We start from the raw sequence: 13,553 nt of genomic DNA on the forward strand, positions 1-13,553 counted from the left end.
GGGCGGCGGACCGGATCAGATCAGGGTGCTCCAGTAGTACCAGAACCGGTTGAGGATCAGCAGCGCGATCACCGCGTACCACAGCGCCGGAACGGCCCAGTGGTAGCGGGCCGCCTCCCGGACGACCACGCGCAGGCGCGGGCCCACGGGGATCACGCCGCTGCGCAGGTTGTGCAGCGTGGTGTACCAGAACAGCGGGACCACCGCGGCCCACACCACCATGCAGTACGGGCAGAGCGCGCCGATCCGGTAGAGCGCCTGGTACATCAGCCAGGTCACGAAGCCGACCCCGAAGACCGTCCCGGCCTGCAGGCCGAGCCAGAACCAGCGCCGGTACGTCGCACCCGCGAGCAGCCCGGCACCCACCGCGATGACGACCCCGAAGGCCACCAGCCCGATCAGCGAGTTGGGGAAGCCGAAGGCCTCGGCCTGCGCGCTGCGCATGATCGAGCCGCAGCTGATGATCGGATTGATGTTGCAGTTGGGGACGTACGACGGGTCCTTCAGCAGCCGGATCTTGTCCAGGGTGAGGACCGCCGAGGCGAACAGGCCGACCGCGCCGCCGGTCAGCAGCAGCCAGGCGAACGGGCGGCTCGCGCCGTTGGCCGTTCCGACGGCAGCGGCCGGGGAGGGCGCCGTCACCCGGTCACCTGCTTGACCAGCGCGGTGAACTGCTCGGGCGAGGCCGCCTTGCCGTCGGTGAGGACGTCCAGCTTCCGGCCGTCCAGCTTGACCGTCGGGGTGCCGGTGACGTCGCTCTTGTCGAACTCCTCGTTGACCTTGGCCGCCCACGGCGCGTAGGTGCCCTCCTGGACGGCCTTGACGAAGGCGTCCGTCTTCAGACCGGGCACCCGGCCGGCCAGGTCCAGGACGTGGTTGACGTCGCCGAAGGCGTCGCTGCGCTCGTCCGGCTGGTTGGCGTAGAGCACGTCGTGGAACTGCTTGAACTTGTCCACGCCCTCGTTCAGGGCGGCGCCGGCGGCGGCCAGCGCGGTGCGCGAGCCCTTCCCGCCGAGGTTCTTGTCCAGGAACGTCGCCAGGTGGTACTCGATCTTGTACGTGCCCGCGTCGGCGAGCTGCTGGATGGTCGTGCCGGTGGTGGTCTCCAACTGCTCGCAGAACGGGCAGCGGAAGTCCTCGTAGATCGACAGCGTGTGCGGGGCGTCGGCCTTGCCGTAGGAGATCACCGTGCCGCCGTCGCCGGTCGCGTTCGCCGGAACGACCAGCGGGCCGCTCGCGGCGGCGTCCGAACCGGAGCCGGAGGAGCCGCCGACGGCGAAGGCCACGCCCGCCGCGAGGGCCAGCACCGCGGCGGAGGCGACGCCGACCACCACCCGGCGGCGGATCCGGTCGGAGCGCTCGGCCTGGGCGCGGGCGCTGCGCATGCGGTCGGTGGCGGAGGTCTTCTGGTCGGTCTTGCGGGTGTTGCTCATGGGGTGTCGTCCTGTGCTCTCGGGCGTGCGGGGGTGCGGGCGCGGCCGGTCGGGGCCTGCGCGGGGAGAGACGGCCGGGTGAGCGAGCGGGCTCGGGTCGCGCGGGGAAGCCCGGGGCGAGCAAGGAAGCTCGGGTCGAGCGAGGGGCTCAGACGGCCAGGGCGAACACCGGCGGACCGCGCCGGACGGCCGGACGGACGACGACGTCCTCGGCGGGGACCAGCACGCGGCTGGCCGGGGGGAACGGCATCCGCGCCACCGGACGGGCCGGGACGGGCGCGGTGAGCAGCAGCAGCCGGCGGGCGGCGGCCGGGAGGTGGCGGTGCAGGAACTCGCCCAGCATCCGGACCGCCCGGGCGAGGCCGGACAACGCGGCGTCCGCGCGGCGCAGCCAGTACGCGCCGACCAGCGCGATCACCGCGTGCAACAGCAGGAGCAGCAGCACGCCGGTCTGCTGGGAGACGCCGTGGCCGAGCAGGAAACCGCCCAGCGAACCGCCGCCGCACAGCAGCGGCTGCAGGCCGTGCCCGGCGCCGGGCGGCAGGGAGGGACAGGCGGTCTGGGCGACGTCGAACAGCGCGCCGGCGCCCAGCTGCAGGGGCAGGAACACCGCGGCGATCGTCGGGTAACCGCGCTCGCGGCCCGCCAGGGCGAAGGCCACCGCGAAGACGGCGACCGAGGCGAGGAGCATCGGACCGACCGGCAGCGCGCGGCCGGTGACCAGCACCTGACCGAGCCCGGCGAGCAGCACGACCAGCGCGGCGAAGACCGCCGCGCGAAGCGTCCTGGTGACCGGGCCGATGTCCATGGCATCCGAGTCTGCCACAGGTTGAAAGTGGAACGGTCTGCTCGGCGGCGCTCTGTGAAGAGCCTCACCACCTGTGCTGAGCTGGGCTTATGTGTCTCTTACGGCTCCTGCGGCGGCTCGTCGGCGGCGCTCACCCGGGCCTCGACCAGCTCCCGGAAATGCTGCAGGTCCTCGCGGACCGTCCGCTCGATCGCCCCGGCCTGGGCGAAGCCGCGCGGCCCGCCGAACGCCTCGTGCACCGCCTCCGGGTCGTACTCCACCCGGATCTGCAGCCGGGTGTGCCGGGCGTCGAGCGGCAGCAGGGCGAACGCGCCGCGGAGCCGGAGGGAGTCCAGCGTCCGCCAGGCCATCACCCGGCCCCGGCCGCGGTCGGTGATCTCGGTGTCGACCGAGCGCTCGGCGCCGCCGACCGCCACCCCGAGGTGCGCCAGGTTCTGCCCGTGCGGATGGGCACTGCGGACGCCGTCGACGAACCGCGGGTAGTCGTGCACCCGGTGGAGCTGCTCCCAGGCGGCGAGGACGGGGGCGGCGATGTCGATCTGTTCCTCAAGGGTGCTCATGGCGGCGCGGCACCTCCCTCCGTTCCAGCCTGCGCTTCGGGGTGGGGGTGGGCAAAGGCGGCGGAGGCGGAGGGGCGGTTGCGGCAGCGGGCAGGGCGCGCGTCGGGCGGTGGGCTGGGGGAGACTGGGCGCATGCCGGAGCTGCCCGAGGTCGAGGCGCTGAGCGCCTTCCTGTCCGAGCGGCTGACCGGGCGTGTGATCGCCCGGGTGCAGCCGGTGGCGATCAGCGCGCTGAAGACGTACGACCCGCCGGTGACGGCGCTGGAGGGACGGACGGTCGGCGCGGTGGCCCGGCGCGGCAAGTTCCTGGACATCGAGGCCGACGGGCTGCACCTGGTGGTCCACCTGGCCCGGGCGGGCTGGCTGCGGTGGAAGGACAGCCTGCCCGCCGAGCCGCCGCGGCTCGGCCCGAAGAACCCGCTGGCGCTGCGGCTGCGCCTGGAGGGCGAGGCCGGTGACGGTTTCGACCTCACCGAGGCCGGGACGAAGAAGGGCCTCGCGGTCTACGTGGTGAAGGACCCGGCCGAGGTGCCGGGCGTGGCCAGGCTCGGCCCGGACCCGCTGGATCCGGGCTTCACCCTGGACGCCTTCGCCGCGCTGCTGCGGGACGACCGGCACCGGATCAAGGGCGTGCTGCGGGACCAGAGCGTGCTGGCGGGGGTGGGCAACGCCTACTCGGACGAGGTGCTGCACGCGGCCCGGATGTCGCCGTACAAGATCGCGGCCAGTCTGAGCGAGGAGGAGACGGCGCGGCTGTACGAGGCGCTCGGCAGCACGCTGCGCGAGGCGGTGGAGCGCTCGCGCGGGCTGGCGGCGGGGGACCTGAAGGCGGAGAAGAAGCTCGGGTTGCGGGTGCACGGCCGGACCGGCCAGCCGTGCCCGGTCTGCGGGGACACCGTACGGGAGGTGTCCTTCGCGGACTCCTCGCTGCAGTACTGCCCGACCTGCCAGACCGGGGGCAAGCCGCTGGCCGACCGGCGGATGTCGCGGCTGCTGAAGTGAACCCGGTGCCGGGCGGGTCGGTGTGCGGCCGTCCTGCCCGGCACCGGTTCGGCGGCTCAGCGCTTGATGGCGACGCCGCCCCAGTAGTACGCGGCCTTCGGGTCGGCCGGGGGCTCGCCGTCCGGGCGCCAGGCCAGGACCGGGGCGACGCCCGGCTCGACCAGCTCCCAGCCGTCGAAGAAGCGGACCACGTCGTCGTAGGAGCGCGGTACCAGGGTCATCCCGCCGGCCCGGGCGGCCTCGGCGACCTTGCCGACGGCCTCCGGGTCGAAGTCCGGGGTGGGGGTGGTGAGGGCGATGCAGCTGCCGGCGGGCAGGGCGTCGCGCAGCGCGGCGACCCGGCCCCACGGGTCGTCCTCGTCGGCGATCAGCATCAGTACGGCGATCATCAGCAGGCCGACCGGCTCGGTGAGGTCGAGGGTGGAGGTGAGCGCCGGGTCGGCGAACAGTTCCTCGGGCTTGCGCAGGTCGGCGTGGATGTAGGTGGTGCGGCTGGCCGGGCTGGAGACCATCAGCGCGCGGGCGTGGGCGAGCACGATCGGGTCGTTGTCGACGTAGACCACCCGGGTGCCGGGGCTGACGGCCTCGGCGATCTCGTGGGTGTTGGGCGAGGTGGGGATGCCGGTGCCGAGGTCGAGGAACTGACGGATGCCGTGTTCCCGGGCCAGGTGGCGGACGGCCCGGCCCTGGAAGGCGCGGTTGGCCTTGGCCATCTCCTTGACGCTCGGCACGGCCTGCTCGATGGCCTGCCCCATGGCGCGGTCCGGCGGAAAGTTGGTCTTGCCGCCCAGCCAGTAGTCGTACACGCGCGCGGAGTGCGGAGTGGTGGTGTCGACGCCGAAACGTTCCCACTGGCTCGGCTCGACGGCGTCGTCCTGCGGGCCCTGCTGGGGGAAGTTCTGACTTGTCGTCATGGCCACGTCCTCTGATGGCAGATCATCACACTGGGGAAGGCACAGCGTAGCGGCCCGGGCGGGAGGCCGAGCGTCCGGTCGGGGAAGACCGGCGGAAGAACCCGGGAAGCGGGGTGTGTGCGACCGCCCTTGGGCCGTCGGAGTGGTGATCGGGGCTGTAGGGGCTACCCCTGGGAGGGGCGGTGACGGCCGGGGGAAGCATTCAGAATGCTGTCAGATCGTCAGATTACTTCGCGAAGATTGCTGCTGGTCGCGGCCGGGATGTCCCTGCTGGGGGCGGCCGCCGGTTGCCGGAGCCCCTGGAACGGCGAGGAGAGTGGCGCCGAAGTGGGGGTCGCCGAGATCGCCCTTCCGGTGGCGCCGCCCGGGCCCGAGGGAGCGCCGGGCGCCGCACCGGCCGCGCCGTCGGCGGTGCCCTCGTCGACCGCTTCGCCCTCGATGACCCGCCCGTCGCCGTCCGCCTCCCCGTCGGCCGCTGCGCCGAGCGTGGTGCCCGTGCACAAGACGCTCACGGACGCGGAGAGCAAGCCGGTGTACGAGCTGGACGCGGCGCGGCGGGTGGTGGCGCTCACCATCGACGACGGGCCGGACCCCCGGCACACGCCCACCGTGCTGGCGCTGCTCCAGCAGCACGGGATCCGGGCGACCTTCTTCCTGATCGGCGAGAACGCGGTCGAGCACCCGGAGCTGGTGCGGGAGATCGCGGACCGAGGCCACCACATCGCCAACCACACCTGGACCCACCCGGACCTGCGGCACCTGTCCGAGACCAAGGTGAAGGACGAGTTGGAGCGCACCACGGACCTGCTGCACAGGACCACCGGCCGGCTGCCCACCTGGTTCCGCGCGCCGGGCGGGGACTGGTCCCCGGTCTCGCTCAAGGTGGCCACCGACCTCGGGATGCGCAACATGGGCTGGTCGGTGGACCCGAGGGACTGGGCCCGGCCGGGCACCTCGGTGATCACCGACCGGATCCTCAAGGACGTCCGGCCCGGGGCGATCGTGCTCAACCACGACGGCGGAGGGGACCGCTCGCAGACGGTGGCGGCGCTGAAGACGTACCTGCCGGTGCTCATCGACTCGGGGTACTCCTTCACGGCTCCGCCGAACTGAGCGACACGGATCGATGGGGAGTGACATGCGGGATGGACGGCAAGGTGGCGGCTTTTCGGTTCAAACCACTCGAAAGGGTGGATTGGAAGAACCGTTTCTGCGGATTTCTGGCTTCTAGGGTGGTCTCGCACCAATTCATCAGGTACCGCCCGGGTACCACCTGAAAGGCCCTCACCCATGCGTCTCCGCAACACCGTTCTCGCCGTCGCCAGCGCCGTCGCCCTCGTTCTCGCCGTTCCGATGTCCGCCAACGCCGCCACCGGCGACTTCCTCTACAAGGTCGGCCCCGGGGTCCCGGCCGGGATCGCCGACCCGGAGAGCGGCAAGTGCATCGACCTGTTCGGCGCGACGGAGAAGGCCCCGGCTTTCGCGCCGGAGAACTTCACCACCTCCACGGCCACGGTGTTCCTCGACTTCGGCTGCAACGGCGACACCTTCTACGTCATGAACCCCGGCAAGAAGCTGGGCGACCGGCTGAAGCTGCGTTCCGTCATCTTCTCCTGAGGCCGACGGACGGGCTGGACCTCCCGGGCGGGCGGTCCGGCGATCGGTAGGGACCGATCGCCGGGCCGCCCGTCTGTTGGGGCTCGTGGGGTGGCGGCGTAGCGTGGCAGGGAGGGGGTTGCCGTCCCGGCCGCGGAGGAGGAAGTCATGTCCGTACGGGAACCGGACGCGGTGAAGCAGGAGGCCTTCGCCGGACGGATGGTGCAGGTGCTGAACGACGCCTGCCTGGGATTCCTGACCAGCCTCGGCCACCAGACCGGGCTCTTCGACCTGATGGCCGGACTCGCGCCCTCGACCAGCGAGGAGATCGCGAGCACCGCCGGACTGAACGAGCGCTACGTGCGCGAGTGGCTGGGCGGCATGGTGGTCGGCGGCATCGTCGAGTACGACCCGGAACGGCGCACCTACGCGCTCCCGCCCGAGCACGCGGCGTCCCTGACCCGGGCGGCCGGGCCGGACAACCTGGGCGCCATGATGCAGTTCCTGTCGATGATCGGCGAGGTCGAGCAGGACCTGCTCGGCCACTTCCGCACCGGCGGCGGGATGCCGTACTCCGCCTACCCGCGCTTCCAGCGGCTGCAGGCCGAGGAGACCGCCCGGGTGTACGACCTGGCGCTGGTGGACGCGATCGTGCCGCTGGTGGACGGGCTGACCGAGCGGCTGCGGGCCGGGATCGACGTGGTGGACATCGGCACCGGGCAGGGCCACGCCATCACGGTGCTCGCCAAGGCGTTCCCCGCGAGCCGGTTCACGGGGATCGACATCTCCGCCGAGGGGATCGCCGCCGCCCGCGAATCGGCGGCCGAACTCGGCCTCCACAACGCCTGGTTCGAGGTCACCGACTCCGCCGAGCTGACCGGCAGGTACGACCTGGTCACCGCCTTCGACGTGATCCACGACCTGGCCCGCCCGACCCGGACGCTCGCCGCCGTCGCGGGCGCGCTGCGGCCCGACGGGGTCTTCCTGATGGGCGACATCGCGGCCAGCAGCAAGCTGGAGGAGAACGTCGAGCACCCGCTGGCGCCCGCGCTCTACACCTTCTCGACCTTCTACTGCATGGCGGTCTCGCTCGGCGAGGGCGGCGAGGGCCTCGGGACGGTCTGGGGCGAGCAGACCGCGCGGCGGATGCTGGCGGAGGCCGGGTTCCGGTCGGTCGAGGCGAAGCGGGTCGAGGGGGACATCCTGAACCTGTACTACGTGGCGCGGCCGGACGGGGCGGCTGCCTGAGGGGACGGTTCCCGGCCGGGGTGGCGAACGGCTGCCGGGCGCGGTTTTCGGCCGGGGTGGCCCGGGCGCGGCGGCAGACGTACGTTCGAAGTGTCCGGCCCGTTCGCGGCGCGCCGGCGCGTGCGCGCCCGGCGGCCCGGTCCGTGCAGCCCTGGGCGGAGTGAAGGAGGGCACGGGATGACCGGCAACGGCTACGCACACCCCGAGGCGCTGGTCGGCACCGACTGGCTGGCCCACCACCTGGACGACGGGACGATCCGGGTCGTCGAGGTGGACGAGGACACCACCGCCTACGACCGGGACCACATTCCCGGCGCGGTCGGCTGGAACTGGACCACCGACCTGCACAGCCGGGTCGGCCGCGACTACGCCGACCGCGACGGCGTCCAGCACCTGCTGCGGGCGGCCGGGATCGAGGACGACACCACCGTGGTGCTGTACGGCGGCAACAACAACTGGTTCGCCGCGTACGCCTACTGGCTCTTGCGGCTGCGCGGTTTCGGGCCGGTGCGGCTGTTGGACGGCGGGCGCAAGAAGTGGGAGCTGGAGGGCCGCGAGCTCACTGGCGAGGTGATGGACTACCAGCACACCGGCTACCGGCTGACCGGGCCCGAGCGGCCGGAGCTGCGGGCGCTGCGGGACGAGGTGCTGGCCAAGGCCGAGGTGTTCGCCAAGCCAGGGGCGGACGCGGTCCTGGTGGACGTCCGCTCGCCGGCCGAGTTCCGGGGCGAGCTGATCGCGCCGCCGCACCTGCCGCAGGAGCAGGCACAGGTGCCCGGGCACATCCCGGGCGCGGTCAACATCCCCTGGTCGCAGGCGGCCAACGATGACGGTTCGTTCCGGTCGGCGGAGGAGCTGCGGGCACTGTACGCGGGCAAGGGCGTGGAGACGGAGCGCGAGGTGATCGCCTACTGCCGGATCGGCGAGCGGTCGGCGCACACCTGGTTCGCGCTCACCGAGCTGCTCGGCTACCCGCACGTGAAGAACTACGACGGCTCGTGGACGGAGTACGGCTCGCTGGTGCGGGCTCCGGTGACGCTCGGGGCCTGAGTGGTGAGAGTGGCCTGAGCGGCAGGAGTGACAAGTGGGGTGAGGTGACGGCGTCGCGGCATTGCTGCGACGGTGTCATTTCGGCGCGTTTCTTTTCATGAACATCTCACAATGGGGGAGTGGAGCGGGGACCACCGGGACAAGGATCGATCCAACCCATCGTTCCGGTGATCCCTGGAGGACCACGTGCGCAAGAGGCTGATCGTCTCTGCTGCCAGTGCCCTGAGCCTGTTCCTGGCCGTCCCCGCCTCGGCATCCGACTTCCAACCCGGCGCGGCCGGGACGGGCGACTCCTACTACCCGACCTACGGCAACGGCGGATACAACGTCTCGCACTACGACATCCGGCTGAAGTACCAGCCCGCCACCGACGAACTCGAAGGCACCACCACCATCCTGGCCACCGCCACCCAGGACCTCTCCCGGTTCAACCTCGACTTCGCGCTGAACGTCTCGGAGGTCCGGGTCAACGGGCGGCCCGCGACCTTCACCACCAGCGGAGAGCAGGAGCTGGAGGTCACCCCCGCCCGGCCGCTCGCCAAGGGCAGCCAGGCCACCGTGGTGGTCCGCTACAAGGGTGTGCCCTCCACTGTGAAGAAGTACGGCTTCACCGCCTGGCTGCGCACGCCGGACGGCGCGGTGGCGGCCGGTGAGCCCGAGTCGGCCTGGTGGTGGTTCCCGAGCAACGACCACCCGAGCGACAAGGCCACCTTCGACGTCTCGGTGCTGGTGCCGGACGGCAACCAGGTGATCAGCAACGGCCTCCTGACCGGCACCTCCTCCCAGGCCGGGTGGACCCGCTACAGCTGGCGCGAGACCAAGCCCCAGGCGACATATCTGGCCACGCTCGCGGTCGGCAAGTTCGACGTCACGACGGACACCACGCCGAGCGGGCTGCCGGTCTACAACGCGTACAGCAAGGACCTCGGCGACAACGCGGACGCGGCCAAGGCGAGCGTCGAGCGCACCGGCGAACTCGTCGACTGGCTGAGCGGCTACTTCGGCGACTACCCGTTCAGCTCGGTCGGCGGCTACGTCCCCAACGTCCCGACCGGCTTCGCGCTGGAGACCCAGACCCGGGTCTTCTACAGCCCCCGGATGTTCGCGAAGGGCTCCAACACCTCGGTGGTCGTCCACGAGCTGGCCCACCAGTGGTACGGCGACAGCGTCTCGCTCTCGCGCTGGAGCGACATCTGGCTGAACGAGGGCTTCGCCCGGTACTCGCAGTTCCTCTGGTCCGAGCACGAGAACGAGGGCACCGCGCAGGAACTGGCCGACTACGTCTACGCCTCCCACCCGGCCGCCGACCCGTTCTGGACCGTCAAGCCGGGCGACCCGGGTGCCGACGACCAGTTCTCGGGCGCCGTGTACGACCGGGGCGCGGTCGCCATCCAGGCGCTGCGCAACACCGTCGGGGACGAGAAGTTCTTCCAGATCCTCAAGGGCTGGCCCACCGAGCGCCGCTACGGCAACGCCACCATCCCGGAATTCCAGGCGTACGCGGAGAAGATCTCCGGCAAGAAGCTCGGCGACCTCTTCCAGACCTGGCTCTTCACCGCCGCGAAGCCGGCCGCCGGGCCGGTGCCGGCGGGGGCCGCGGCGGCCGCCTCGCTGGCGCCGGGCGCGGGCCAGGCCGACGAGCAGCTGCCGGCGGAGCCGAAGTCCTGGAAGAAGATCCAGGAGACCAACTCCCTGCACGACGCGCGGCACTGACCCGCGGCATTGACCCGCGGCACTGACGCCCCGGTTGTGACGCCGGGTCGGGCCAGGTGAGGTGAGGTGAGGTGACGGGCGGGGCCCGGGTGTCCGCTCGAGCGCGAGCGGGCGGCCGGGCTACGCCGTTGCGGGACCGTCCGCCGCTGCTCCCCGGCCGTCCGCCGCCAGTAGCTCGGTGAGGCGGCGGACGGCGAAGGGTATGAGATCCCGGACCGGGACCAGCCGGCAGGGCGCGGCACCCACCAGCACCTCGCGGATGCCCGCCTGCTCCTCGAACTCCCGGCCCACGAGCGGGAAGTGGGTGTCATTGTCGTCGCCCACGTCCGGCGCCTCGACCCAGACCCGCTCGCCCTGGATCGCCATCGGGAAGCGCCGGAGCTTGAGCCGCCGGTTCGGCGCGAAAGTCTCGGCGTAGTGCAGGAAGGTGTTGCGGTTGTGCCCCACGCCGACCAGCAGCACATGGCCGCCGAGGTCGTGCAGCGCGCCGAACGGCGACTCCCGGCCGATGGCGAAGCCGAGCGAGCGGCGGGTGGTGACCTCCCGGGCGTGCGCCCCCACGGCGGCGACCGAGGCCTGCGGGTGCGTGCTGCGCAGGCTCTCCGGCAGGGCGCGCAGGGCCTCCGCCACCGCCCCCATGGGGGAGGGGAGATCGGGCCGGAACAGCGGGACGGCGGCCCGGAGTTCGGCGACCTCGGGGGTGGGCGGCCCGGGGTGCCCGGGGGCCGGGTCGCTGACCGTGGCGGTCGTGAAGGTGGGCACCGCGACGGTGCCGGACGGCCCCACCGCCTCGCGCAGGCTGGCCACCACGGCCGCCGCGCCGCCCTCGACCCGGCCGAGGCTGGAGAGCGAGGAGTGCACGATCAGCGCCATGCCCTCGCGGACGCCCACCCGGCGCCAGCCCGCCACGAGGTCGGCGGTGGTGAGTGGCGTGGTGAGCGGGATGGTGCCCGGTGCGGTCATGGTGCCCCCTGGTGATGCCGGTGTCGGTTCCGGAGCTGCGGGATGTGGTGCCGGTGCGGGTGCGGCGGTGATGCATCGACGGTGTGGTGGTGGTCCGATCGTTCGGGGCCGACCATAGCGGGTGCCACTGACAACCGGTCAGGAAGGGGCCGGGCCCCGGCTCATCGGGTGTCCGCCTCGGCGAGGGCCCGGGCCTCCTGCTCGGGGGTGAAGCCGTGGCCGAGCGGCGGTTCGCCGCGGCCGCGGTCCCAGGCGAGCACGTCGGCGACGGTGACGGCGAGCGGGGTCGCGGGCAGTCCGGCGGCGCGGGCCCGGGCGGGGTTGCGCCGCCGGCCGGGCCAGAGCGGCTCGGCCCGGACCAGCGGGAAGAACGGCGGCGGGGCGGTCTCCGGCGGCACCGGGACGACCTCCACTTCGGTGCCCGCGACCTCGGCGCAGACGGCGATCAGCCCGCCCAGGGTGGTCGGCTCGGCCGGGCCGACCGCGTGGAAGGCGCCCGGTCGGTCGTCCCGGAGCAGCCGGAGCACCAGCCGGGCGAGGTCGCGCACGTCGACCACCTGGACCGGCTGCTCCGGGCGGCCGGGCAGGGCGATCCGGCCGCCGCGCGCCGCCCGGCGCGCCCAGTAGGTGAGCCCGCGGTTCTCGTCGTGCGGCCCGGCCACCTTGCCGGGCCGCACGATGGTCGCCCGGTCGCCGTAGCGGGCGGTGACGTCGTCCTCGCAGGCGACCTTGAGCCGGCCGTAGGTCTCCTCGGTGAGCTGCTCCGCCTCGCACAGCGGGGCGCGGAGCGGGGCGGACTCGTCCGAGCCGGGGGCGAGGCCGTCCCGCCGGTACACCGCGTGGCTGGAGATGCAGAGGTAACGGCTGACCCGGTCGCCGAGGACGGCCATGGCCTGGTCGACCTGGTGCGGGCGGTAGCCACTGACGTCCACCACGGCGTCCCAGCGGCCGTCCCGCAGGGCGGTGAGGTCGCCGGTGTCGCGGTCGCCGATCAGCCGGCGGGCGTCGGGGAAGAGGCCGGGGCTGGTCCGGCCGCGGTTGAACAGGGTGACCTCGGCGCCGGATCGCAGGGCGTCGTCGACGATCGTGCGGCCGACGAAGGAGGTGCCACCGAGGACGAGGAACCGCATGGGGCCCAGGGTAGGACCCGGTGTCAACCGAGCTGACTGGGCGTCGGGTGGCCCGTGAGCTTCGGGTAGTCGGTGAGACCGGTCGCCGTCCGGCCGTAGAGGTGGGTCGGGTCGACGGGGGTGAGCGGGGCGTGGGCGGCGAACCGTTCCGGCAGGTCGGGGTTGGCGATGAAGGCGCGGCCGTAGGAGACCAGGTCGGCCAGCCCGGCGGCCAGGACCGCCTCGCCGCGTTCGCGGTCGGTGGCGGCGCGGTTCTCGCCGACATTGGCGATCAGCGGGCCGGACCAGCGGGGGCGCAGGTCGGCCAGGGCCGGGTAGTCGTCGTTGTCGGTGAGGTGGAGGTAGGCCAGGCCGAGGCCGTCGAGTTCGGCGATCAGCGCCCGGTAGACCGGTGCCGGGTCGGCCTCGTGCATGCCGAACTGCGGGTTGCCGGGGGACAGTCGCAGGCCGAGGCGGTCGGGGCCGATCGCGTCGGCGACGGCGGTGACGAGTTCGATCGGGAAGCGCAGGCGGTCGGCGAGGGTGTGGGGGCCGTACTCGTCGGTGCGCAGGTTGGTGTTGTCGGCCAGGAACTGGTGGATCAGGTAGGAGTTGGCGCCGTGCAGTTCGACGGCGTCGAAGCCGGCGGCGAGTGCGTTGCGGGCGGCGCCGACGTGGTCGGCGATCGCCTGGTGGATCTCCTCGCGGGTCATCTCGCGCGGGGTGACGGCTTCGGCCTTGCCGCCGTCCCTGACGTGCACCGGGCCCGGTGCGGGGACGGCGGAGGGGCCGGCCGGCAGGTCGCCGAGCAGCCGGTTGAGGGGGTGTCCCTGGCGGCCGCCGTGCATCAGCTGGGCGACGATCCGCCCGCCGGCCGCCTGCACGGCCTCGGTGACCGCGCGCCAGCCGGCCACGTGCGCGGGCGTCTCCAGGCCCGGGAGGTACCAGCCGGACTGGCCGCGGCTGCTGGGCCAGATGCCCTCGGTGACGATCAGGCCGGCGCTCGCGCGCTGGGCGTAGTACTCGGCGACGACGGGCAGTGGCGTACCGTCCTCGGCGGCCCGGTAGCGCGTCATCGGGGCCATGACGACGCGGTTGGGGAGGTCGAGTGAGCCGAGGCGGTACGGGCCGAGCAGGGATTCCGTGGTGGTGGTCAT

Annotated in this window: 15 protein-coding genes; 6 read left to right on the top strand and 9 right to left on the bottom strand. The window is 72.8% G+C overall.

The annotated features are described in order from the left end of the window. Nucleotides 1-15: 15 nt before the first annotated feature. From ACZ51D_RS21805 to ACZ51D_RS21820, 4 genes are all read right to left on the bottom strand, one after another. A complete protein-coding gene (locus ACZ51D_RS21805; RefSeq protein ID WP_465663307.1) occupies nt 16-642 on the bottom strand; it encodes a vitamin K epoxide reductase family protein in 627 nt (208 codons plus the stop codon). Beyond that, on the bottom strand, nt 639-1,433 hold the full coding sequence (locus ACZ51D_RS21810) for a DsbA family protein (RefSeq protein ID WP_465663308.1): 795 nt from the start codon (nt 1,431-1,433) through the stop codon (nt 639-641). Before ACZ51D_RS21810 ends, ACZ51D_RS21805 begins: the two co-directional genes overlap by 4 nt. A 148-nt stretch (nt 1,434-1,581) precedes the next feature. Beyond that, nucleotides 1,582-2,241 carry a hypothetical protein gene (locus tag ACZ51D_RS21815; RefSeq protein ID WP_465626145.1) on the bottom strand — a complete coding sequence of 220 codons (660 nt, stop codon included), beginning with the start codon at nt 2,239-2,241 and terminating at the stop codon, nt 1,582-1,584. 98 nt (nt 2,242-2,339) lie between these two features. Beyond that, entirely contained in the window at nt 2,340-2,801 is a 462-nt protein-coding gene (locus ACZ51D_RS21820; RefSeq protein ID WP_360491629.1) for an SRPBCC family protein, read from the bottom strand. 132 nt (nt 2,802-2,933) lie between these two features. Between ACZ51D_RS21820 and ACZ51D_RS21825 the strand changes: the two genes are divergently transcribed. Further along, nucleotides 2,934-3,803, top strand: coding sequence for an Fpg/Nei family DNA glycosylase (locus tag ACZ51D_RS21825; RefSeq protein ID WP_465663309.1), 870 nt, complete (start codon nt 2,934-2,936; stop codon nt 3,801-3,803). A gap of 56 nt (nt 3,804-3,859) precedes the next feature. Here the strand turns inward: ACZ51D_RS21825 and ACZ51D_RS21830 are convergent, their stop codons facing one another. After that, the gene (locus ACZ51D_RS21830; protein ID WP_465663310.1) at nt 3,860-4,717 is read right to left on the bottom strand and encodes an SAM-dependent methyltransferase; all 858 of its coding nucleotides are present in this window, start codon (nt 4,715-4,717) and stop codon (nt 3,860-3,862) included. Nucleotides 4,718-4,938: 221 nt separating this feature from the next. Continuing rightward, entirely contained in the window at nt 4,939-5,229 is a 291-nt protein-coding gene (locus ACZ51D_RS21835; RefSeq protein ID WP_465663311.1) for a hypothetical protein, read from the bottom strand. Between ACZ51D_RS21835 and ACZ51D_RS21840 the strand changes: the two genes are divergently transcribed. The 5 genes from ACZ51D_RS21840 to ACZ51D_RS21860 all read left to right on the top strand — a co-directional run bounded on the left by ACZ51D_RS21840 (nt 5,213) and on the right by ACZ51D_RS21860 (nt 10,324). Then, nucleotides 5,213-5,830, top strand: coding sequence for a polysaccharide deacetylase family protein (locus ACZ51D_RS21840; protein ID WP_465663312.1), 618 nt, complete (start codon nt 5,213-5,215; stop codon nt 5,828-5,830). The genes ACZ51D_RS21835 and ACZ51D_RS21840 overlap by 17 nt on opposite strands. Before the next feature lie 177 nt (nt 5,831-6,007). Further along, nucleotides 6,008-6,334, top strand: coding sequence for a hypothetical protein (locus ACZ51D_RS21845; RefSeq protein WP_360491614.1), 327 nt, complete (start codon nt 6,008-6,010; stop codon nt 6,332-6,334). A 147-nt stretch (nt 6,335-6,481) separates the two neighbouring features. Beyond that, nucleotides 6,482-7,561, top strand: coding sequence for a class I SAM-dependent methyltransferase (locus ACZ51D_RS21850; protein WP_465663313.1), 1,080 nt, complete (start codon nt 6,482-6,484; stop codon nt 7,559-7,561). A 177-nt stretch (nt 7,562-7,738) separates the two neighbouring features. Next, nucleotides 7,739-8,611 (top strand): sulfurtransferase, encoded by an 873-nt coding sequence (locus tag ACZ51D_RS21855; protein WP_465663314.1) that lies wholly within the window; start codon nt 7,739-7,741, stop codon nt 8,609-8,611. Nucleotides 8,612-8,797: 186 nt separating this feature from the next. After that, complete coding sequence (locus ACZ51D_RS21860) at nt 8,798-10,324, top strand: M1 family metallopeptidase (protein WP_465663315.1); 1,527 nt, start codon at nt 8,798-8,800, stop codon at nt 10,322-10,324. A 120-nt stretch (nt 10,325-10,444) separates the two neighbouring features. Here the strand turns inward: ACZ51D_RS21860 and ACZ51D_RS21865 are convergent, their stop codons facing one another. The 3 genes from ACZ51D_RS21865 to ACZ51D_RS21875 form a co-directional block, all read right to left on the bottom strand. Beyond that, nucleotides 10,445-11,287: an AAC(3) family N-acetyltransferase gene (locus ACZ51D_RS21865; protein ID WP_465626158.1), complete on the bottom strand. Its 843-nt coding sequence runs from the start codon at nt 11,285-11,287 to the stop codon at nt 10,445-10,447. 161 nt (nt 11,288-11,448) lie between these two features. Beyond that, the gene (locus tag ACZ51D_RS21870; protein ID WP_465663316.1) at nt 11,449-12,417 is read right to left on the bottom strand and encodes an NAD-dependent epimerase/dehydratase family protein; all 969 of its coding nucleotides are present in this window, start codon (nt 12,415-12,417) and stop codon (nt 11,449-11,451) included. 23 nt (nt 12,418-12,440) lie between these two features. After that, nucleotides 12,441-13,553 (bottom strand): alkene reductase, encoded by a 1,113-nt coding sequence (locus tag ACZ51D_RS21875; RefSeq protein WP_465663317.1) that lies wholly within the window; start codon nt 13,551-13,553, stop codon nt 12,441-12,443.

This window comes from Kitasatospora sp. NPDC033851, assembly GCF_055576085.1.